The organism is Acidimicrobiales bacterium, assembly GCA_035316325.1.
GTDB lineage: Bacteria > Actinomycetota > Acidimicrobiia > Acidimicrobiales > VFJN01 > DASXTK01.
On record DATHJB010000117.1, the window covers coordinates 1 to 19995 of the forward strand.

Here is a 19995-nt window from a genome sequence, read left to right on the forward strand (position 1 = left end):
GATGGCCAGCCTCATGGCGTTGAGTTCTGCCGTGATCGCCACGACGGAGAAGGTAGCGAGAACTCAGCCGCGCACGCACGGCCGTCGTACGCGCCGCGTACGGGAACGCGTACCTGCTGGTCAGAGGGGTCATGGCGCCAGTGACGACGGGTCCTCGCACGCGACCGGCCCCGTACGCGCCTGCTGGCTCGTACGAGGTCACGTACCCGAGGTGTCATCAATCCGCAATGGGGAGCGGAGCGGAATCGAGCCTGTCTCAGGGACCTAGGTGTCGATGAGTGTTCATGTGATGTTGGAGCCCCGTTGCCCCGTTGCCCCCTTGCCCGGTTGGGCGTCGCGGTGACCGGTCTGAACCTGCTGGTGACGAGCTTTCGCGTGGAGTTTCGGCCCGTGACCGCACTATCTCCGGCGAGGGGCGTGCACTCGTCTCGCTCCGCACGGGAGGTTCAGCGATGGCAGTACGGACTACAGGCAGGGCTACAGGTCGGGCTACAGGCGGCCCGGCCGGGGCCGGGACCGGCGGGAGGGCGCTGACCAGCCGGTACGCAGGTTTGGTGCTGCTCGTAGGAGCGGCGACATGTTTGGGTGGTTGCAGCGGTCCTGGGGTGCATCGCTTGGGTGTAGTCGGCTGGCCGGCTGTGCCGGGCCAGCTCGTGGCGTTGTGGCCGTTGGCCGTCGTTAGCCGCCCTTGACGCCATTTGGGGCGGCGGCGGGGTGGTTGGTGGGGGGTTCCAAGGGGGTTGGCGAGTCGTTTGTGGTCGTTCGGTTGCTCTCGAGTTGCCTGTGGTCGGTCTCCGACCACGAATGACTCGACTGTGGTTTGGCGACTACAGATGACTCGGGACGGGACGGGCTCGACACGGCATGAGGCAACCATTTGGAACTGATCCGCTAGGGGCGGGGTGGGAGGAGCTCGACGTCGAGATCGGTTGCGTCGGGTTCGCAGAAGGCGAGCAGGGCCTGGCCTTCCTGGGTCAACGCCTCTCGCTCCGCCGCCGAGCAGCGCCGGAACGGCTGGATGGTGAGGGTGACGTGGCGGCGAGAGCGGCTGGTGGTCCAGCTGCCGTTGGTGAACCCGTCGAGCAGGATCATCCGGGGCATGGCGCCGTCCATCGTGTAGCCCTGCTGGAAGTACTCGTCGGTGATGAACCGGCTGCGGTCGGCGTGGGACAGCAGCAGGTTGTCGTAGTCGTAGAGGAAGCGGGGCGGCGCCGGCACGTCGGGGTCGGGCCGGGGCGCCTCGGGGAGGTCGAACAGCTCACGGTCCTGCTCGTCGCGGAACCGCACCAGCCGGTCGCCCAGCCGCTCGACCACCTCGTTCAGTCGGGTCAGGCCGGACCACGATTGCACGTCCTTCACCGTCGCCGGCCCGAACGCCGTCAGGTAGCGGACCACGAGGTCGTCGACGCTGTGGTCGGTGCCCAGGGGCCGGCCCAGCCAGTGCTCGGCGGTGGTGTGCGCGGCCTTGCCGGGGGTGCGCCACAGGCCCCGCGGCGGCACCTGCACCAGCGCCGCCAGCCCTCGGATCGCCTGCGCCAGCGACGCCGGGTCGCGGTCCGGCCAGCGCTCCGCCAGGCGCTTGCCCAGCTCGCTGAAGGTCAGCGGCTCCTCCTCGACGATCTCGCGGCCGGCCCGCAGCAGCGCCTCCTCGTCGATCCCCTTGAGGTTCCTGCCGAACGCCCCGCGCATGTTGCGCTCGACGACCAGGTCGAACAGCCGCCGGAACGCCAGGCAGTCGCGGGCCGTGACCAGGTGGATCGTCGAGCGCATCAGGGCGATGCGCACCAGCTCGCGGTCGCGCAGGAGGTCCGACACCTGCTCGGCCGACACGTCGGTCAGCCGGGTCCACAACCCCACGTACCAGGTCTGCGGCGTCTGGGCCTGGAGGCCGGCCAGGTGCCCGATCGCCTCGACCGCGGACAGGGGTGAGCGCTGCAGCAGCAGCTGCCGGTCGAGGGTCGCCCGGTTGAGCGCACGCCGGGAGAGGACGGGGGCGTCGGCCACGTCGGGCAGGCTAGGAGCGAGTTAGGACACCGCGAGGTCGGCGGCGGGCATCCAGACCAGCGCCAGCGCCGTGACCCGGATGTCGCTCTTGCGCAGCGTGACCTCGACGGTCTCGACCACCGCGGCCTTCGCCGTCCACTCGGCGTCGATCTCGGCGAGGTCCTGGGCGAGCTCCTGCTCGAGGTCGGCGAGCGCCGCCTGCTTGCGGGTCAGGTTGTTCATGGCCGAGTCGGTGCGGGTGGACGCCTCGTTGCTGCGACCCTGGCTGCCGAGGGCGGTGCCCAGGTCGCGGGCCATCGTCCGGGCGCTGCGGCGGCCACCCAGCACGGCGCCGAGCAGCGCTCCCGCCCCGGTGACCATGGCGCTGGTCTTGCGGCTGGATTCCGCGGCCTGGGCCTGCGCAGCCCGGTCGGAGGCGGTGCCGATCGCGGCGTGGGCCCGGTCGATGCGGGCGGCGTAGCGCTTCTGCAGCTTGACCTGGTCCCGGTCGGCAGCCTCCTCGGCGGCGGCGCGGCAACGGGCGGCGAAGTCGTCCGGCGACTCGTCGACCCGGCCCGCCAGCTTGAGATCCCGGTTGTAGGGGACCTGCTGGGTGCTGCTGCGGTAGAGGTGGTCGACGACCGCCTTCTCGGCGCCGGTGAAGAAGGACTTCTTGTCGATCGGCGTCTCGGTGAGGACGTACTGCGCCCCGGCGGGAGGCTCCGAGCGCAGGTCGCGCTCGTCGTGGTCGACCGCGATCGCCGTCGCCGGGTCGAACGTGGCCGGCAGCGGGAAGTACACGGCCTCCCACTCCTCGGTGTGGCGCAGCGCCAGCTTGGCGTCGTCGAACAGGAGCGACACGCGGGCGACGAGCGACGCCGCCAGCGTCGTGCTGGTCGCCGCCGCCCCGGGGACCTGGGCGATCCACGGCGCCGCGGGGTCGAGCCAGCGGACGGCGATCCCCTCGGCCACCTGCGGCGCGACCGGGACGGTCTCGTGCCCGCCGGCGGCCGGTCGGGGAGTCGGGGCAGCCGCCGCCGGAGCCTCGGCCGGTGCCGCGGAAGCCGCGGCCGGCGTAGTCACCGGTGCCGCGGCCTCGGGCGGTGCCGTCGACGCCGGAGCCGGCGCGTCGGCGGGCGGGGCCGACGTGGGCGTGGAGCGGCCCTCCATCAACGTGCTGATCTGCTCGCGGGTGAGCGGGCCGCGCAGGTACGACATCGCCCACCGGGTGGTGAACGGGGCCGGGGCCGCCGTGCCGGACTCCCGCAACATGAACTCCCGCTTCCCCAGCGAGCTGATGGTCTCGGCCGCGGCCTTCACGTCGACCTCGCCGCCGGCCGACGTCAGGCCGTCGAGCAGCCGGGCCTTGTCCTGCTCGGTCTGCAGCCGGCCGATCATCCACGTGCCGGCGTTGGAGAGGCCCTTGTAGTCGACGTCGACCGGGTTCTGCGTGGCCAGCACGATGCCGACGCCGAACGCCCGCGCCTGCTTGAACAGCGTGAGGATCGGCTTCTTCGCCGGAGGCATGCCGTTGGGCGGGACGAAGCCCATGACCTCGTCGAAGTACACCAGCGCCCGCAGCTTGCCGGTGCCCGCCTGCCGCCGCATCCAGGTGATGAGCTTGCCGAGCAGGAGGGACACCACGAACTGGCGCTCCTCGTCGGACAGGTGGCTCAGTGACACGATGGCGCACGCCGGCTTCGACCCGTCGGCCGACGTGAGCAGCGCCTCGATGTCGAGGTCCGGGCCCTCGGCCCAGGCCGCGAACGACCGCGACGCCAGCAGCCCGTTGAGCGTCATCGCCAGCTTGGTGCGGTCCTTGGGCGGGAAGAACTCGTCGAGCTCGTAGACGCCGAGCTTGCGCAGCGGCGGGTCCTGCACCTGGGCGACGAGTTGGGTCAGGTCGAGGTCCTGCCCGGCGGCCCACGCCTGGTCGATCATGTTCGACAGCAGGATGTGCTCTCGGCCCGACAACGGGTCGGAGTCGACGCCGACCATGTTGAGCAGGCCCGACACGAAGCCCTCGACCTCGTCGGCCACCGTCTCGGCGTCGCTGCCCTCGGCCGGTCGGCGCAGGCCACCGACGATGTTGAGCGGCACCCCCGACATCGACCCCGGCGTGTAGATCGTGAACTCGGCCGCGTCGCGGAGCGCCTGGATGCGGGCCGGCTCGATGCCCCAGTCGCCCAGGCCCGTGCGCCAGCTCTCGGCCACCTCGGCCGGGTCGCCCTCCTCCACCCAGGGGGCGAAGTCGTCGGGGCGCAGCTCGGGGAACGTGAGCAGCAGGTTCCCCAGGTCGCCCTTCGGGTCGAGGATCAGGCTGGGGATCCCCTGCAGGAGGGCCTCCTCCAACATCACGACGCCGAGTCCGGTCTTCCCGGAGCCGGTCATGCCGACGATCACGCCGTGGGTGGTGAGGTCGGCCGAGTCGAGCAGCACGGCCTCGCCGGCTCGCTTGCGGGTCTTCTCGTCGATCTGCTCGCCCAGGTACAGGTGGCCGGCGGGAACCTCGATCATGCCGGGATCGTAGGCGTCGCCGCCCACTCTCCGGCGTTGTCCTGCCACCCACGGACACTGACAGGGGGCCGTGAACCTCGGCCTGCAACAGTTCGGAGGGGTCGTGCATCGGAAGGTGCGTGATGACGAACGCGGCGGAGCGGATGGACCAAGGCGTCGGCGGGTCGTTCGAAGACGTGTACAACCGCACGTACCGACGGATGATCCGGCTCGCCCACGTGATGACCGGCAGCAACGATCTGGCCGAGGAGGTCGTCCAGGACGCCTTCGTCGGCCTCTATCGGCGCTTCGACGGCGTCGGTGACCCCGACGGCTACCTGTACCGATCGGTGACCAACGCCTGCAAGTCCCGGTACCGCCGCAAGCAGGTCACCGATCGCCTCACCCGGCTGCGGGCCGTCGTCGCCGTCGACCCGCCCGACATCGACGAGACCTGGACGGCGCTCCAGCGCCTCTCGCCGCGTCGCCGCGCCGCGGTGGCGCTGCGCTACTACGCGGACCTCTCCATCGACGACATCGCCGACATCCTCGGCTGCCGTCCCGCCACCGTGCGGTCGCTGCTGCACCGCGCCCTCGCCGACCTCAAGGAGCTGATCGTCCGATGAACACCTACGACACCGTCGGGGAGAACGACCTGGCACAGCGTCTGCACCGGCTCGGAGAGACGACCGAGTTCGACGTGGACGCGTGGGACAAGATCGTCGAGCGGGGCGAAGGCCACAGCACGAACATCGGTCGGCGTGTCCTGATCGGTGTAGCTGCCGGGAGCCTCGTCGTGGGAGGCGTGGTCGTTGCGCTCGACCGTGACGGCGAGCGGCTCGAGACCACCGACGACGGGACGCTGCCGGCCGACAGCACGGTCGACACGACGTCGTCCACCACCGCGTCCACCACGTCGTCCACCACCACGTCGACCGACGCGACCGTGCCGGGTCTGGGGGCCGGACCCGAGCCGGACGCCCCGCAGTCCACGACGACGACGGAGTTCACGGGCGACGGCGCGCCGCCGACTCCGCCGACCCGCAAACCCGCCGTGATGACGCTCGCCCTGTCGGACTACACGGTCGAGGTCGTGCTGTCGGGCCGCGTCATGTACCTCCGTCGTACGGACGACGTCGGCAGCGTGGCTGTGGGCATGCCCGAATCCGAGGAGCCCGACTACTACGGCTTCCTCGACATCTCGGCCTGGGGGGATCCCCAGGGACCGCAGTGCCTGACCTCGGGAGGCGGTGCCTTCACCTTCCCCGGCGTGGCGACGCACTCGTTCACCTACGGGTTGGTGGGATCGGGCATCGCCCGCGTCGAGATCGTGCTTGCCGACGGTGCTCGGGTCGACGCTCCCATCGGACCGGCGGTGCCGTTCGGGGGCTTCCGAGCCTGGCTGATCGAGCGCCCGAACGGCGAGATCGATCGTGTCGAAGGCTTCGACCAGCAGGGTGCGCTGGTCTCCACGAGCACCAGGACGTCGGGCGGCGGTGACGACTTCGGCTACGCGCTGCCGAGCTGCCCGGGTATCTCAGGTGGGTGACACGTCGTCGAGGACCTGGGTGACCAGGGCAGCGACGGGGCTGCGCTCGGGGCGGGTGAGGGTGACATGACCGAACAGCGGGTGGCCTTTGAGGGTCTCGATCACCGAGACGATGCCGTCGTGGCGTCCCACCCGCAGGTTGTCGCGCTGGGCGACGTCGTGGGTGAGCACCACCCGGCTGCCCTGGCCGATGCGGCTCAGCGCCGTCAGCAGGACACCACGCTCCAGGTTCTGCGCCTCGTCGATCACTACGAAGCTGTCGGTCAGGCTGCGGCCCCGGATGTGGGTGAGCGGCAGCACCTCCAGGAGCCCCCGGTCGAACACCTCTTCGATCACCTCGGGCCCGGCCACCGCCTCCAGGGCATCGGTGACCGCGGCGCCCCAGGGCGACATCTTCTCGGCCTCGGTGCCGGGCAGGAAGCCCAGGTCCTGACCGCCGACCGCGTAGATCGGCCGGAACACCATCACCCGCTTGTGGCTCGACTGCTCCAGCACCGCGTCGAGCCCGGCAGCCAGCGCCAGCACGCTCTTGCCCGTGCCGGCCGGCCCGCCCAGGCTGACGATGCCCACCTCGGGGTCGGCCAGCAGGTCGACGGCGATGCGCTGCTCGGCCGAGCGGCCCCGCACGTCGAAGAGCGGCCGGTCGGAGCGCACCAGGTGCACCCGCTTGTCGTCGCGGAAGCGGCCGAGCGCCGACTGGCTGCCGGCGTGCAGCACGACTCCGGCGTTCACCGGCAGGTCGCCGCTCTCCGCCAGGTCGGCCGAGTGCTCGGCGAACAGCTCGTCGACCACCTCGCCCGCCACCTCGAACTGCACCACGCCCGACCAGGCCGTGTCGCTGGCCATCTCGTTGCGGTATTCCTCGGCCGCCAGGCCCGCGATCGACGCCTTGAGGCGCATCGGCAGGTCCTTGGTGACCACCACCACGTCGCGACCCTCGTGCACCAGGTTGCGGGCGACCGCGAGGATGCGGTGGTCGTTCTGCTCGTCGCCCCGCAGTGCCATCGGCAGGCCGGCCGTGTCCTGGTGGTTGATCTCCACCCGCAGCGAGCCGCCGCTGTCGTTCGCCGGCATGGCGTGCAGCAGCGAGCCGTGGCGCAGGCGCATGGCCTCGAGGTTGCGCAGCGTCTGACGGGCGGCCCAGCCGAGCTCGGGGTGGTGCCGCTTCGCCTCCAGCTCGGTGAGCACCACCAGCGGGAGCACCACCTCGTGTTCGACGAAGCGTCCGAGAGCCCACGGATCGGCGAGCAACACGGAGGTGTCGAGGACGTAGGTGCGAAGACTTTTCGACGTCGTCGCTGGTTGCGTCACGTATCTCCCCAGAAGCAGAGCCTTGGCGATGTCACGGTAGCGCGGGTCGAAGTGTTCCTGATGGAGAAGATTGTGGCGCGTCCGTCACGACGAGGGGGCGACCCCCGCACCCACGCCCGGCGGCGGGCTGACCACGATCACGTGGAGCGCAGTGGGGCCGTGCGCGCCGATGGTGAGGAGCTGCTCGATGTCGCCGGTGCGCGACGGGCCTGTGACCAGGACCAACGACGACGGCAGCGCGGCCGGGTCGTCGCCCAGCGGGCGCAGCACCTCGGCGGGCGTGGCCACCAGCCGCTCGACCGGGAGGACGCAGACGTGCGCCGGGGGCAGCACCGACGAGAGGCGACCGCCGGCCCGGGTGCTGTCGATCACCACCGACCCGGTGGCGGCGATGCCCGCGACGGCCGAGGTGACGCCGAGCGCGGCCTCCGTGGCGGCGGCACGGCCGGCGGGCGACACCTCGACGCCCCGGTCGGCCAGCCGCTCGCCGAGGGCGATGGCCTCCGGGTCCTGCGAGACGACCACGTCCCAGGCGTCCAGCTCGGTGACGAGCTGGTCGAGGAGGATGTCCGGCACCTGGCCGACCACGTGGTGGCACACCCCACCCGCCTCCTCCACCGAGCGGGTGAAGGTGGCCAGCAGGTCGTCGGGGTCGACGTTGGCGTAGGTCGGCTCCGGAGCCGGCGGCCGGTCCGACGACGGGTCGCGGCGCGGCGGCGGGTGCACCAGGTTCACCGGGATGCCGCCGGCCAGGCCCTGGCGGGCCAGGGTGAGGAACCGGGTGCGGTCGCCGTGCTCGTTCTCGGGCGGGCCGGCAGGCGGAGCAGGAGGCTCGTAGTAGTCGACGTCGTCGTCGGTCTCGACGACCTCGGTCTCGACTGTGTCGTCGGGCTCGTCGGCCCACGGGGGAGGGACGACGGGCCGAGGGAGGATCCGGCGGGCGACGGGGGTCTGCGCCCGCCAGCCGTCGACGCGGCACGTCGCCGGCACCGACCACGTGCGCGGCTCCTCCGTGGCGGTCGTCTCGATGGCGTGCCGGCGGAGGTACCGATCGGCGGGGTACGGGGAACAGGCGGACACCCGCCAGGTCCGCACGGCCGTGCTCACGTCACTCATACCGTCCCCTTCCACCATCGGTCGCGGAACCGCTCGGGGGCCACCGGGGGGAGCTCCCGCACCGGGGCCCACGACGACGCCACGGGCAGGCGGCCGGCGAGCCGGGTGACCCAGCGGCCCCACGTGGCGGCACGGGTGGTGGCGCTGTAGCGGCGGGCGTCGGACCAGGCCGTGGCCCACAGGCGCCACGCGGCCCGCTCGCCCCCGGTCGCCGGGCCCACCCGGTCGCTGCGAAGCGGCAGCGCCGCCGGGTCGGTCGGGTCGGCGCCGACCCACGGCCCGCTGGAGGTGGACACGTCGGCCAGCTCGCCGGCCAGCAACGGCAGCGGCGCGTCGGCGTGGGCATGGCGGTTGACCAGGTACTCCTCGACGCTCTCGAGTATCCCGACGACGCCCGGGTCGGCCAGCAGGCGGCTGCGGCCGTTGTCGAGCACGACCACGTGCAGCTCCTCCGGGCCGTCGAGCTCGTGGGTCGCCCGCGGTCCGGTCAGCACCGTGGTGGACGACGGCAGCCGCTGCCCAGTGGCCGAGCGGGCCAGCAGCGCCAGCAGCAGGTCGGCCTGGTCCCACGACGCGGTCAACCGCTCCATGCCCAGCACCACCACGTGCACCGGCGGCAGGGAGGTGATCAGCCGCCCATTGCCCTCGTTGGTGACCAGCACGATCGATCCCGTGTCGGCCACCGCCAGGTTGGCGCCGGTGATCCCGACCCCGGCGCCGAGGAACTGCTCCCGGAGCCGCTCCTGTGCGAAGCGCACCAGCTCGTGGGGCCTCCTGCCCGGCGAGGGCCGGGTCTGCGCCTTCTCGACCAACAGGTCGTGGATCTGCTGGCGGCCCCGGTCCGGGTGCGGCGCCGGGTCGACGATGTGGCCCGGCACCTCGTCGGCGAGCCGGCCCACCCACAGGCCCAGGTCGGTCTCGACGACGTCGGTCCCCGAGGCGGCCAGCGTGGCGTCGAGGTCGATCTCCTCGGTGGCCATCGACTTCGCCCTGACCACCTTCGTGGCCCCGTGCGTGGCCACGACCCGCGAGATGTAGTCGCGGGCCTCGGCCCCGGTCGACGCCCAGCACACGTGGGTGCCCCGGGCCAGCGCCCGGTCGGCGAAGCGCTCCAGCAGCTCGGGTAGGTCGGCCAGGATGTCGTTGCGGACGCCCCGGGCCGCGTGGCGCAGCGCGTCGGGCCCGGACAGCTCGGCCATGGCGTCGCTCCGGTGGGTGGCGAGGTGGTGGTCGAACGCCCGGGCCAGGCTGCCCCGCAGCCGCTCGTCGGCCAGTGCATCGGCGGTGCGCTCCCGCAGCATCGTCCCGGCGAGGGAGAAGCGCTCCGCGATCACGCGCCGCTCCGGGCCACGGCGACGGGGAGGGCGTCCTGCAGGATCTGGGCGACGTGGCGGACCTCCACCGGCGTGCCCAGGGCGTCGGCCCGTCCCCGCAGGTGCAGCAGGCACGACGTGTCGCAACCCACCAGGACGTCGGGATCGACGCCGACCAGCGCCCGCAGCTTCTCGTCGGTCATCGCCTCCGACGCGTCCGGTGGCGTCACGCCGGAGGCGCCACCGAAGCCGCAGCAGCGGTCGGCACCGGTCCACTCGACGGTCTCGCACCCGTCGACCAGGCCCAGGAGGCGGGCCAGCGGCGGGGTGACATCGAGCTCGCGCTGCCGGTGGCAGCTCTGGTGCAGGACCACCTTGCGGGGCTCGCTCAGGCGGAGCTTCGGCAGCGAGGCCGCCCGCTCCGCCAGCAGCTCCGACCACTCGCGGGTGCGCTCGCCCACCCGTCGGGCCCGGGCGGCGGCGTCGGGGTCGCCCACGATCTCGAACAGCTCCGGCCAGAACAGCCGCACCATCGTGGCGCACGACCCGGCCGGCACCACCACGTACTCGGCGCCCCGCCCCAGCTCGGCCTCGAGCGCGGCGAGGGTGGGCCGGGCGACCGCCGCGGCGTCCTCGGCGAAGCCGGCGTTCCAGGCCGGCTGGCCACAGCACGTCTGCGAGAGGTCGCACGACACGGTGCACCTGGCGGCGCGCAGCGTGCGCACCGCGGCCTCACCCACCTCGGGCGCCACGATGTCGACCACGCACGTGATCAGAAAGCTGACCCGCAGAGGGTCTTCGGTGGATTCGTCGGTCATCTGTGCTTCCGCCTTGATCCCTGCCACATCTGGAGCGTCCGCCCGCAGGTCATCAAGAGCGATCCCCACAGTTCGCTCTCCGAGGTCGTCCAGGTCACCCTGAGCGACCTCATGGCGTCATATTGCACCTTCGGACCCTCCGATGTCGGAGAACACGCCGAGATTCTCGACGAGCGCGCAGGGTTAGTCTCGGCTGACCATGCCCACGAAGACGTCCGACGACTGCACCTTCTGCGCCATCGTGGCCGGACGCTTGCCCGCCCATGTGGTGCTCGACGACGAGGTCGTCATGGCGTTCCTCGACGTGCGGCCCCTGTTCCCCGGCCACACGCTGGTCGTGCCCCGGGACCACTACGTGACGCTCACCGACCTACCGGCCGACCAGGTGGGGCCGTTCTTCGAGCGCGTGCAGTGGGTGACGCGGGCGGTGGAGCACGCCATGTCGGCGGCGGGGTCGTTCGTGGCGATGAACAACGTCGTCAGCCAGAGCCAGCCCCACCTGCACGTGCACGTGGTGCCCCGCAACCGCAAGGACGGGCTGCGCGGGTTCTTCTGGCCGCGGACCCGCTACGCCGACGACGAGGCGGCCGCCGAGGTGGCGACGACCTTGCGCTCGGCGCTGTCGGAGATGTCGACCGCCGTGAGCTCGGAGGCGTCGAAGCAGGGTGCGTCGGAGGACCCCGCCGCGCCGGTCTCGTCCGACTCGTCGGGGCAGGGGAGCAGCCCGCACGGGTAGTGGCCGTGCGCCCGGCGCAGCACGTAGTCGACGCCCAGCAGGAAGAACGTGCCCACCACGAGGCCGCCGGTGACGTCGGAGAACCAGTGGACCCCCAGGTACACGCGGCTGGCGGAGATGCCGACGATGAGCGCCCCGGCGATCACCACCGACGCCCACCACAGCGCCCGCCGGCGCGTGTAGAGGCCGACGATCATCGGCAGCAGCCCCCACAGGGCCACGGCGGCCATCACGTGCCCGCTCGGGAACGAGTAGCCGGTGCCGTTCACCAGCCGGGCGAAGTTGGGGCGGTCGCGCTCGACGACGGCCTTGAGGACGAACTCGATCAGCGGGCGGCTGAACGTCGCCACCGCGATCGCGACGGCGACCGCCCGGCAGCGTCGCCACGTGACGATCGAGGCGAGTGCCCCCAGCCCCAGCACGATCACGGTGCTCCCCAGGCGGGACACGGTGAGGAAGAACTCGTCGAGCCCGGTGGTGCGTCGGGCCTCGACGCCCCGCTGGATGGGTTCGTCCCAGGTCAACAGGGTCTGGCCTCCGGCGAGCGCCGCGGCGAAGGCCAGTGCGACGAGGAGGGCGGCGAGTGCGACCAGCAGGCGTCGGCGCGGAAGCAGGACGGAAGCTGGGGTAAGTGGCGGATCGAGGTGCACGTGCACGGGAACGAGATGCTACTGACGCAAGCTGAAGGTGCGCTGAACAGTCGGGAACAGAACGGGTACAGGGAGGGTTGGGCGTAATACCCCCTTAACAACTTCGATCAGCGCGGAGGTGGCGATGAGTCACACCAGGCTGTCGGACGAGAGCACGTCGCCCCCCGGCGTGATCGGGCTGGACCATCCCGCCAGCCGAGATCCGGCAGTGGTTGGAGCGAAGGCCGCGGCGTTGGCGGTCGCGCGTGGCGCCGGTCTCCCGGCGTTGTACGGCTTCGTCGTGTCCACCGCCGCGACGTCGACGTGGCGGGGTGCGGACCCGCCCGACATCCTGTCGCAGCAGCTCAAGCGGGCTTGGCGGCACCTGGGAGGGGCGGGGTCACGGTCGTTGATCGTGCGGTCCTCGTCGCCCCACGAGGACGGTGAGACGTCGTCGATGGCCGGCCAGTTCACCTCCGTGCTCGACGTCGACGGCTGGGACGACCTGCTCGCCGCCGTCCAGGAGGTGATCGACTCGGGCCACGGCGCGCCGATGGCGGTGCTGGTGCAGCGCCAGCTGCGACCTGCCTGGGGTGGCGTGCTGTTCGGCGCCGATCCCGTGACCGGCAGCCGCGACCGCCTGGTGGTCGCCTGCGTGCCGGGCGGTCCGGACCAGCTGGTGAGCGGATCGATCAGCGGTGGCCAGTTCTCGCTGTCGCCGCGGGGTCGCCTGCTGGAGACGACGGGCGACGTGCCCGGCGCGGTGCGCGCCCGCAGCGTGCGACGGTCGCTGGCCCAGCTGGCACACGACGCCGCCGAACTGTTCGGGGGCCCGCAGGACATCGAGTGGGCGCTGGAGCACGACGGTCGGCTGGTGCTGCTGCAGTCGCGGCCGATCACCACGGTCGGGGCCGAGGCGCAGGCGGCGACGGGGCCGGTGCTCGGGCCGGGACCGCTGGCCGAGACGTTCCCGGTGGCGCTGTCGCCGCTGGAGGAGGACCTCTGGATCCCGCCGCTGCGCGACGGCCTGCGCATTGCGCTGGAGCTGCTCGGCGCCACGTCGGCGCGGCGCTTGGGGGCGTCGCCGGTGGTGGTGGCGTTGGGTGGGCGGCCGGCGGTCGACCTGGAGCTGCTGGGCCTGTCGCCGGTGCGTCGTCCCTGGTACGCCCGTCTCGACCCGCGGCCACCGGCACGGCAGGCCCTCGCCGCCTGGCGGGTGGGACGCCTGCGGGCCGCGCTGCCGTCGCTGGCGGGCGACATCCTCCGCGAGATCGACACCGACCTGCGCTCCGTGCCCCGGCTCGACACCCTGACGTCGGCCGACCTGCTGGGGCTGATGGAGCGGTCGGCGGAGGCGCTGCGGAGCCTGCACGGATACGAGGTGCTGGCCGGGCAGTTGCTGTCGGCCGACACCACGGCCCCGACCGCGGCGTCGCGCGCTCTCGCGGTGCTGTCGACGGCCCGTGGGGTGGGCGCCGAGGTCGACGACGAGTCCCTGCTCGCCGAGAACCCGGTGCTGCTGAGCCTGCTGCCGCCGCGCATCGGTACCCCGCCGGCGCTGCCCGCCGCGCCGACCGGGCCCCGGGCGGCCGCATCGTCGACCGAGGCCGATCCCGACGACCCGGCCACCCGGCGGGAGGCGCTGCGGCTGCGCGTCCGCTGGGTGCAGGAGCTCACCGCCCGGGCCGCGCTGGCGTTGGGCGCAGAGCTGGTCCGCCGGGGCGTGCTCGCCGACCCCGCCGACGTGCGCGACCTGAGCCTCGACGACCTGCACGCCGCGCTGGCCGGGCAGCTGTCGGCCCGCGAGGTCCGGGCGGTGGTGGAGACGCCGCTGCCCCGGGCGTTCCGGCAGGCCGGCGACGTGATCGTGCCGGTGGCCGCCGAGAACACCCGCCGCGGTGGCGGAGGTGGTCGGGGCGCCGGTGGCGGTCGGGGCATGGGTCGGGTCCACGACGGGACGGGGACGCCCTCCGAGGGCGCCGTGCTGGTGGTGGAGCACCTCGACCCGAGCCTGGCGCCGCTGCTGCCGGGGCTGGCCGGGCTGGTCGCCGAGACCGGTTCGGTGCTCTCCCACCTGGCGATCCTGGCGCGGGAGTACGGGGTGCCGACGGTCGTCGACCTGGCCGGCGCCCGCGAGCGCTACCCGGCCGGCACCTGGGTGGTGGTCGACGGCGCCACCGGCGAGGTCAGCCCCGTCGAGTCCGAGGAGTGGAGGGGCGCCGCATGAGCGAGCGTGGCCCGAGCGGCCCGGGCGGAGCCCAGGAGCGGGAAACATGAGGGGTCTCAACGCCCGGCGGGTGGGGCTGCTGGCCACCCTGCTGACGATGGGGGCCGCGGGGTGGTACGTGGCCGTCTACCTGGCCCGATGGGAGTGGAACCGGGCCGTCGTGGCCGGGATCATCTTCCTCGCCGCCGAGCTGGGCCTGGTCGGCGTGCTGGTGCTCGAGCGGCTGGGCAAGCTCGAGGAGCGGATCGACGAGCGCACCGCACCGCCCGCTCGTCCGGCCGAGCCCGACCCCCGGCTGGTGGCGCACATCCACGACGCGGCGCCGCCGTCGCTCGAGCCGTTCGCCTGGCTGCGCACCGGCGAGGCCACCAACGGCAACCGGCTGTCGGTGTTCGTCCCGGTGCTGCTGGGCGCGGGCGTGATCCTGTCGGGCGTCGCCTGGGTGGTGGAGCGCATCGCCCGGTTCACCGGCGGTCCCGTGCTGGAGCGACGCCTCGCCGGCCGGCTCGATGCCCTGGCGCTGCCGCCCGGTGGGCTGCTCGGTCAGGCGGCGTCGGCCCGGTCCGACCCGTTCAGCCCCAGCCCCGGGCCCGGCCCGGGCCCCGGCCCCGGATCGGGAGCAGGAGCAGCCCGGCCGTGAAGCGGGCCCTGCTCGCGGTGGTGCTGCTGGTGGTGGGGGCCGCGGCGGTCGACGAGATGGGCGACGCCTTCCAGAGCCGGGCCGACCACATGTCGCCGGACTCCCGCAGCGAGGTCGTCCTCCAGATCAGCGCCGACGACTACAAGGGCGACCCGGCCCAGGCCGCCGACGCCATCGTCGCCGCCTGCCGGGGCACCGTGCGGAACAGGGTGCTCGACGACCCCGGCGTCGTGGAGGTCGAGCCGGGTACCTACAGCTTCAGCGTCCAGCCGGGCCTGGGGAAGAACAACCGGGTGAAGCTGGTCGGCTGCCTTCAGGACCTGACCATCGACCGGGTCCAGGCCGACGTCGTCTCCGTCGACACGGCCGGTTAGGGCTCGAAGCGCACCTGGGGCGTCCCGTCGCTGACGGTCAGCGTGGCCGGGATGCCGAGCAGGTCGAACGCCCGGTCCGCCAGCCCGTCACGCCGCACCGACACCACCTCGCCCTTGTGGGCACCGCCGAGGATGGTGAGCTCGACACGGCACGAGCCGTCGTCGGCGGGTGTGGCGTCCACGACGATGGCGTCGTAGCTGCCGTCTTCCAGGTGACGCTCCACTAGGTACAACAGGACCTAGAGCAGGTCGTCCAGGTGGCCCGACTTCGCACCGGCGAGGAGAGCCCGCCAGGTCCCGGCCGACAGGGTGACGGTGCCGTCGTCGGGTGACTTGCTGTCCCGGACGTAGACCCTCTCGCCGTCCGTGGCCAGCTCGACGCAGTCAGTTCCGTTCGTCGAGTAGGTCGACTTGCGCCAGATCATCGGATTCCTCCCACAAATGCGAGAACGTCGCAGCGTATTGCGCTACCAGGATAGGGAACTCGTGATACGCCGGTCCCATCAACGTGTTCGTCGCCACCAGGTAGGGCATGTCCTGGTCTTCGCCGGTGAAGATGGTGAACGAGCCGGCACCCACGGCGTGCGCCCGTTGGTCGAGGGGGATGACCCGCACGGCGACGTTGGGGCGCTCGTTCATCTCCCGAAGGTGGTCCAGTTGGCGGGCCATGACGTCCGGGCCGCCGGTCTCTCGCAGGAGCACGGAGGCGTCGATCAGGGCGTACAGGCGCAGCCGGTCCAACACCCGCTGCCGGTGGAGCCGGTGCTCGACCCGGCGGGCGATCTCCTCGTCGCTGGCAGGCGTGGCCCCGACCGACTCCAGCGAGGTGGCGTAGTCGGCGGTCTGGAGCAGGCCGGGCACCGAGACCTGCTGGCACGAGCGCAGCTCCGTGGCGCCCTGCTCCAGCGACGCGAAGTGGGTGAACCGCAGCCGGACCACGTGGCCGTTCACCCCCTCGGTCAAAGCGGCGTGGATCACGGACAGCGGGACGTCGTACAGGCTCGCCATCTTGCGCCGGGTGTCCATCTGCGGCGTGCGCTCACCGGCCTCGTGTCGGTAGACGGACTTGGGAGAGATGCCCAGCTTCTCCGCCAGTCCCTCCTGGGTCAGCGTGGCGGCCTCCCGTAGCTCTACCAGCCGATGTCTCATGTGCTGATAGTGGCACTCAGGGTGGTCCAATTGCTGTCCCTGCCGGTGGTTCCTGTGGCTGTCTCAGGAGCCCATAGTCAGTGCCTGAGGTGGTGAGTTACTGAAGGAGGCAGTGCCGGATGCACCGTCCACACGAGCAGCGGGCTACCCGCTACGGCGAGCCGACGGTCCACAAGCCGGCGAGGTACCAGCCGGCGCAGTTCTTCCTGAGCACGAAGACCGCAGGACCGCCCGTGCTGTGGTGCACGGCCTGCAGCCGCTCGACCCGAGAGATCGAGGACCGACTCGACGGCGTCGAGGACATGAAGAGGCGTCACCGCTGCGGGCCGGTGAATGGTGACTGGTCGTAGGTCGTCCCGGGCGTGAGGGTGTCGTTTCCAAGGTGACACCGCCTCACTCACGTCGGGGCATGGTCCGTCCGGTGGGGAGCTTGCGACGTCGCAGCGGAGCAGTCCTCACCGGGCGGGCAACCAGGTGGGTTCGAGGACTTCTGCCATCTGGCCAGTCTCTCGTGCGCGGGCTTGGCATCCTGTGCGACGTGAGTAGTGATCCCGACGCCGACGCCGTCCTCACGGGCAAGCTCCTGATCGCGGAGCCCATGCTGGAGGACCCGAACTTCGAGCGCTCCGTGGTCCTGCTCATCGAGCACTCCGAGGACGGCGCCCTGGGCGTGGTGCTCAACCGGCCCACCGACATCGACGTCGCCGCGGTGCTGGAGCAGTGGGGCGCGCTCGCCGCCGACCCGCCGGTGCTCTACGTGGGCGGCCCGGTGAACCAGGACAGCCTGGTGGCGCTGGGTCGGCGCTCGTCGGGCCTCGATCTGGAGGGTTGGACCCAGGTGCTGGGCGACCTCGGTGCCGTCGACCTGCACCTCGAGCCGGCCGAGCTGGCGCCGTCGCTCGACGGCATCCGGGTGTTCATCGGCTACTCGGGCTGGGGTCCGTCGCAGCTGGAGCAGGAGCTGGCCCAGGACGCCTGGGTGGTGGTCGACGCCGTGGTCGAGGACGTGTTCGCCCCCGATCCCGAGACGATGTGGCGGGCCGTGCTGCGTCGCCAGGGTGGCAAGCTCGCCCGCCTCGCCAACTTCCCGCCCCACCCGTCGGTGAACTGACCCCGGGGCCTACTGGTCGCGCCGGCCTACTGGTCGGTGGCGAGGCGCTTGAAGGCTTCGCCGAGGGGTGCTCCCACCAGGGCACCGTGCTCGGCGAGTCGCCCGCGGACCCGGGCATGGAACTCCTCGAGCTGGTCGTCGCGCTCGGGCGTGGCCTCGTCGACGAACATGGTGGAGCGGAACTGGCTGCGGTGGGCTTCGAGGGCGTCGAGCTTCCGCAGCGCGTGGCCCTCGTCGACCACCTCGACGTGGTCGGCCTCGTCGGCCTCGAACAGCAGCAGCTCCCCCGGGCGGTGGTGGGGGATCTGCTGCTCGGGGAAGAAGTGCGGGTCACGGGCGGCGACCACGCCGTCGACGGTGAGGAACCCGGCGTGGCGGTGGTCGGGGTGGAGGCGGTAGCGCTTCCAGGGGTCGTGGCCGACCACCACGTCGGGCCGGAGTCGCCGGATCCAGTAGGCGACCTGCCAGCGTTGGCGCAGGTCGGAGGCCAGCTCGCCGTCGGGCCAGCCGAGGAACACCACCTCGCCGGTCGCCCCCAGGGCCTTGGCCGCAGCGCGCTGCTCCACCTGGCGGGTGGCGACCAGCTCGGCGAGGTCGGCGTCGGGGTCCCACGTGCCCTTCGACCCGTCGGTGCACACCAGGTGGTGCACCTCGCAGCCGGCCTCGGCCCACTTGGCGAGGGTGGCGCCGCACCAGAAGTCGGTGTCGTCGGGGTGCGCCCCGATGGCGAGGGCGCGGCTGGGGGTGGGCAGGTCGCGGCCGTACGTCATGTCCACACCGGGTCGACGGTGCGGCCGGTGGGGAGGTCGTCGGCGTGGGGCCAGTCGAGGTCGGAGGGGAGGTCGACGTCCCAGCGCAGCGCGTGGTCGTCGACGATCCGGAGCGGCAGGCCCAGGCGGGCGGCCTCGGCCCGGTGCCGGGCGAACGAGCCGGCGCCGTAGGAGAACCCGAACCCCGAGTCGGTGGGCACGGCCACCACGTTGGAGCCGTCGCGGCGGCGGTCGGGCACCAGGGTCACGCCGGGGAAGTCGGCCACCCAGGCCAGCTCGCGGGCCAGCGGCAGGTCGGCGTGGGCCACCACGGCCCGGTCGACGCCGTCCTCGCGCAGCGCCGCCACGCCGTCGGCCACCGCACCGTTGAGGCCCCGGTCGGGGCACCAGACGACATCGGCCCCGGCGGCCCGGGCCCAGTCGTGCACCTCGTCGTCGTCGCACACGACCACGACCCGCAGCGGGGCGGCGGCCCGGACCACCCCGTCGGCGAGCTGCCGGGCTAACGCGGCCCGGGCCGGCGGGTCGAGCACGGGGGAGAGGCGCAGCTTGGCGACCGTGAAGGCCTTGACGGGTACGACGACCGCTGCCGAGCGGCCGACCCGAGCGGGGAGCACGAGCGGAGCGTATCGGCGCCCCCCTGCCGCTCGGACCTCTGGTACCGCAACACGAACCGAGGCGGAACTGTCCGCTCGCCCTCGGATGGCCTCATGTCCGACACGGTTAGGGTCTCCGCATGTCGTTCCGGGTGGCCGTCGTGGGTGGTGGCTCCTGGGGCACCACGGTGGCGGCGCTCGCCTGCCGGAACGTGCCGACCACGCTGTGGTGCCGCCGGGCCGAGCTGGCCGCCGAGCTGAACCGGTCCCACACCAACTGCGACTACCTCTCGGGCTTCACGCTGCCCGCCGAGCTGACGGCCACGTCGTTGCTGGAGGAGGCCGTCGCCGGCGCCGACGTGCTGGTGATGGGCGTCCCGTCGCACGGCATGCGGGCGACGCTCGGCGAGCTGGCCGGCTACGTGACTCCGGGGATCCCCGTCGTCAGCCTCGCCAAGGGCCTGGAGCAGGGCACCGACCTGCGGATGACCCAGGTGATCGCGGAGGAGTTGCCGGGCCGTCCCACCGGCGTGCTCACGGGGCCCAACCTGGCCCGGGAGATCCTCGCCGGGCAGGCGGCCGCGTCGGTGATGGCCTTCGCCGACCACGACGTGGCGATCGACGTGCAGCGGGTCTTCGCCGGCGACCTGTTCCGGGTCTACACCAGCTCCGACGTGCTCGGCTGCGAGATCGCGGGGGCGCTCAAGAACGTGTTCGCCATCGCCTCCGGCATGGCCGACGGGCTGGGCACCGGCGACAACACCCGGGCCGCGGTCATCACCCGGGGGCTGGCCGAGCTGGCCCGGTTGGGCGAGGCGATGGGCGGCCTGCCGATGACGTTCTTCGGGCTCGCCGGGATGGGCGATCTGGTCGCCACCTGCATCTCCAAGCAGAGCCGCAACCGCTACGTGGGGGAGCAGCTCGGGCTGGGGCGCACGATCGGCGAGATCCAGGCCGAGATGAAGATGGTGGCCGAGGGCGTGAAGACGACCAAGGTCGTGATGGACCTGGCCGGGCGCCACGGGGTCGACATGCCCATCGCCACCGAGGTCTACGGCGTGCTCTACGAGGGCCACACCGCGCAGGACGCCTACCGGGGCCTGCTCCGGCGAGCCTCCGGCCCCGAGCACCGCCACACGTGAAGGTCTGGGTCTGAGGGCTGAGGGCTGAGGGTCAG

20 protein-coding genes and 1 pseudogene are annotated in these 19995 nt (G+C 72.4%); 9 read left to right on the forward strand and 12 right to left on the reverse strand.

Features of this window, described 5'->3' with window-relative positions:
* Positions 1 to 891: 891 nt before the first annotated feature.
* Positions 892 to 2004 carry a winged helix DNA-binding domain-containing protein gene (locus VK611_15480; protein HMG42734.1) on the reverse strand — a complete coding sequence of 371 codons (1113 nt, stop codon included), beginning with the start codon at positions 2002 to 2004 and terminating at the stop codon, positions 892 to 894.
* A 21-nt stretch (positions 2005 to 2025) separates the two neighbouring features.
* Positions 2026 to 4500, reverse strand: coding sequence for a DUF87 domain-containing protein (locus tag VK611_15485; protein HMG42735.1), 2475 nt, complete (start codon positions 4498 to 4500; stop codon positions 2026 to 2028).
* A 122-nt stretch (positions 4501 to 4622) separates the two neighbouring features.
* Here VK611_15485 and VK611_15490 point away from each other — a divergent pair, with 122 nt between their 5' ends.
* Together VK611_15490 and VK611_15495 are read left to right on the forward strand one after the other, a co-directional pair.
* Complete coding sequence (locus tag VK611_15490) at positions 4623 to 5105, forward strand: sigma-70 family RNA polymerase sigma factor (protein ID HMG42736.1); 483 nt, start codon at positions 4623 to 4625, stop codon at positions 5103 to 5105.
* On the forward strand, positions 5102 to 6028 hold the full coding sequence (locus tag VK611_15495) for a hypothetical protein (GenBank protein HMG42737.1): 927 nt from the start codon (positions 5102 to 5104) through the stop codon (positions 6026 to 6028). Before VK611_15490 ends, VK611_15495 begins: the two co-directional genes overlap by 4 nt.
* On the opposite strand, the gene VK611_15500 is transcribed toward VK611_15495, so the two are convergent.
* The 4 genes from VK611_15500 to VK611_15515 all read right to left on the reverse strand — a co-directional run bounded on the left by VK611_15500 (position 6017) and on the right by VK611_15515 (position 10586).
* The gene (locus VK611_15500; GenBank protein HMG42738.1) at positions 6017 to 7339 is read right to left on the reverse strand and encodes a PhoH family protein; all 1323 of its coding nucleotides are present in this window, start codon (positions 7337 to 7339) and stop codon (positions 6017 to 6019) included. The genes VK611_15495 and VK611_15500 overlap by 12 nt on opposite strands.
* Positions 7340 to 7423: 84 nt before the next feature.
* Positions 7424 to 8455 carry a lactate utilization protein gene (locus tag VK611_15505; protein ID HMG42739.1) on the reverse strand — a complete coding sequence of 344 codons (1032 nt, stop codon included), beginning with the start codon at positions 8453 to 8455 and terminating at the stop codon, positions 7424 to 7426.
* Positions 8452 to 9789 carry an LUD domain-containing protein gene (locus VK611_15510; protein ID HMG42740.1) on the reverse strand — a complete coding sequence of 446 codons (1338 nt, stop codon included), beginning with the start codon at positions 9787 to 9789 and terminating at the stop codon, positions 8452 to 8454. Before VK611_15510 ends, VK611_15505 begins: the two co-directional genes overlap by 4 nt.
* Entirely contained in the window at positions 9786 to 10586 is an 801-nt protein-coding gene (locus VK611_15515) for a (Fe-S)-binding protein (protein HMG42741.1), read from the reverse strand. Before VK611_15515 ends, VK611_15510 begins: the two co-directional genes overlap by 4 nt.
* A gap of 199 nt (positions 10587 to 10785) precedes the next feature.
* On the opposite strand from VK611_15515, the gene VK611_15520 reads away from it, so the two are divergent.
* Positions 10786 to 11322 (forward strand): HIT domain-containing protein, encoded by a 537-nt coding sequence (locus VK611_15520; protein HMG42742.1) that lies wholly within the window; start codon positions 10786 to 10788, stop codon positions 11320 to 11322.
* Positions 11323 to 11363: 41 nt separating this feature from the next.
* Here VK611_15520 and VK611_15525 read toward each other — a convergent pair.
* A pseudogene (locus VK611_15525) lies at positions 11364 to 11978 on the reverse strand (phosphatase PAP2 family protein).
* 118 nt (positions 11979 to 12096) lie between these two features.
* On the opposite strand from VK611_15525, the gene VK611_15530 reads away from it, so the two are divergent.
* Genes VK611_15530 through VK611_15540 form a run of 3 tightly spaced genes read left to right on the forward strand, consistent with a single transcriptional unit; the run spans position 12097 to position 15192 of the window.
* Positions 12097 to 14178 carry a PEP/pyruvate-binding domain-containing protein gene (locus VK611_15530; protein ID HMG42743.1) on the forward strand — a complete coding sequence of 694 codons (2082 nt, stop codon included), beginning with the start codon at positions 12097 to 12099 and terminating at the stop codon, positions 14176 to 14178.
* A gap of 46 nt (positions 14179 to 14224) precedes the next feature.
* On the forward strand, positions 14225 to 14818 hold the full coding sequence (locus tag VK611_15535) for a hypothetical protein (GenBank protein ID HMG42744.1): 594 nt from the start codon (positions 14225 to 14227) through the stop codon (positions 14816 to 14818).
* Entirely contained in the window at positions 14815 to 15192 is a 378-nt protein-coding gene (locus VK611_15540; protein ID HMG42745.1) for a hypothetical protein, read from the forward strand. The genes VK611_15535 and VK611_15540 overlap by 4 nt, the downstream gene beginning before the upstream one ends.
* On the opposite strand, the gene VK611_15545 is transcribed toward VK611_15540, so the two are convergent.
* Genes VK611_15545 through VK611_15555 form a run of 3 tightly spaced genes read right to left on the reverse strand, consistent with a single transcriptional unit; the run spans position 15189 to position 16341 of the window.
* Positions 15189 to 15416, reverse strand: coding sequence for a hypothetical protein (locus VK611_15545; protein ID HMG42746.1), 228 nt, complete (start codon positions 15414 to 15416; stop codon positions 15189 to 15191). The genes VK611_15540 and VK611_15545 overlap by 4 nt on opposite strands.
* A 15-nt stretch (positions 15417 to 15431) precedes the next feature.
* A complete protein-coding gene (locus VK611_15550) occupies positions 15432 to 15617 on the reverse strand; it encodes a DUF397 domain-containing protein (protein ID HMG42747.1) in 186 nt (61 codons plus the stop codon).
* A complete protein-coding gene (locus VK611_15555; GenBank protein HMG42748.1) occupies positions 15577 to 16341 on the reverse strand; it encodes a helix-turn-helix transcriptional regulator in 765 nt (254 codons plus the stop codon). Before VK611_15555 ends, VK611_15550 begins: the two co-directional genes overlap by 41 nt.
* A gap of 119 nt (positions 16342 to 16460) precedes the next feature.
* Between VK611_15555 and VK611_15560 the strand changes: the two genes are divergently transcribed.
* Both VK611_15560 and VK611_15565 read left to right on the forward strand, forming a co-directional pair.
* Positions 16461 to 16691 carry a hypothetical protein gene (locus VK611_15560; GenBank protein HMG42749.1) on the forward strand — a complete coding sequence of 77 codons (231 nt, stop codon included), beginning with the start codon at positions 16461 to 16463 and terminating at the stop codon, positions 16689 to 16691.
* Between the two features lie 188 nt (positions 16692 to 16879).
* Positions 16880 to 17452 carry a YqgE/AlgH family protein gene (locus VK611_15565; protein HMG42750.1) on the forward strand — a complete coding sequence of 191 codons (573 nt, stop codon included), beginning with the start codon at positions 16880 to 16882 and terminating at the stop codon, positions 17450 to 17452.
* A 26-nt stretch (positions 17453 to 17478) separates the two neighbouring features.
* Here VK611_15565 and VK611_15570 read toward each other — a convergent pair whose 3' ends face one another.
* Both VK611_15570 and cofC read right to left on the reverse strand, forming a co-directional pair.
* Complete coding sequence (locus tag VK611_15570) at positions 17479 to 18222, reverse strand: PIG-L deacetylase family protein (protein HMG42751.1); 744 nt, start codon at positions 18220 to 18222, stop codon at positions 17479 to 17481.
* The gene (gene cofC / locus VK611_15575) at positions 18219 to 18839 is read right to left on the reverse strand and encodes a 2-phospho-L-lactate guanylyltransferase (protein HMG42752.1); all 621 of its coding nucleotides are present in this window, start codon (positions 18837 to 18839) and stop codon (positions 18219 to 18221) included. The genes VK611_15570 and cofC overlap by 4 nt, the downstream gene beginning before the upstream one ends.
* Positions 18840 to 18958: 119 nt before the next feature.
* Here cofC and VK611_15580 point away from each other — a divergent pair, with 119 nt between their 5' ends.
* Positions 18959 to 19960, forward strand: a complete 1002-nt coding sequence (locus VK611_15580; protein HMG42753.1) for an NAD(P)H-dependent glycerol-3-phosphate dehydrogenase — start codon at positions 18959 to 18961, stop codon at positions 19958 to 19960.
* Positions 19961 to 19995: the final 35 nt, after the last annotated feature.

Coding starts and splice junctions, on each gene's coding strand:
- VK611_15555 (HMG42748.1), bottom strand. CDS start 16,341: ATGAGACATCGGCTGGTAGAGCTACGGGAGGCCGCCACGCTGACCCAG.
- VK611_15490 (HMG42736.1), top strand. CDS start 4,623: ATGACGAACGCGGCGGAGCGGATGGACCAAGGCGTCGGCGGGTCGTTC.
- VK611_15570 (HMG42751.1), bottom strand. CDS start 18,222: ATGACGTACGGCCGCGACCTGCCCACCCCCAGCCGCGCCCTCGCCATC.
- VK611_15550 (HMG42747.1), bottom strand. CDS start 15,617: ATGATCTGGCGCAAGTCGACCTACTCGACGAACGGAACTGACTGCGTC.
- VK611_15560 (HMG42749.1), top strand. CDS start 16,461: ATGCACCGTCCACACGAGCAGCGGGCTACCCGCTACGGCGAGCCGACG.
- VK611_15530 (HMG42743.1), top strand. CDS start 12,097: ATGAGTCACACCAGGCTGTCGGACGAGAGCACGTCGCCCCCCGGCGTG.
- VK611_15485 (HMG42735.1), bottom strand. CDS start 4,500: ATGATCGAGGTTCCCGCCGGCCACCTGTACCTGGGCGAGCAGATCGAC.
- VK611_15515 (HMG42741.1), bottom strand. CDS start 10,586: ATGACCGACGAATCCACCGAAGACCCTCTGCGGGTCAGCTTTCTGATC.
- VK611_15505 (HMG42739.1), bottom strand. CDS start 8,455: ATGAGTGACGTGAGCACGGCCGTGCGGACCTGGCGGGTGTCCGCCTGT.
- VK611_15520 (HMG42742.1), top strand. CDS start 10,786: ATGCCCACGAAGACGTCCGACGACTGCACCTTCTGCGCCATCGTGGCC.
- VK611_15535 (HMG42744.1), top strand. CDS start 14,225: ATGAGGGGTCTCAACGCCCGGCGGGTGGGGCTGCTGGCCACCCTGCTG.
- VK611_15495 (HMG42737.1), top strand. CDS start 5,102: ATGAACACCTACGACACCGTCGGGGAGAACGACCTGGCACAGCGTCTG.
- VK611_15580 (HMG42753.1), top strand. CDS start 18,959: ATGTCGTTCCGGGTGGCCGTCGTGGGTGGTGGCTCCTGGGGCACCACG.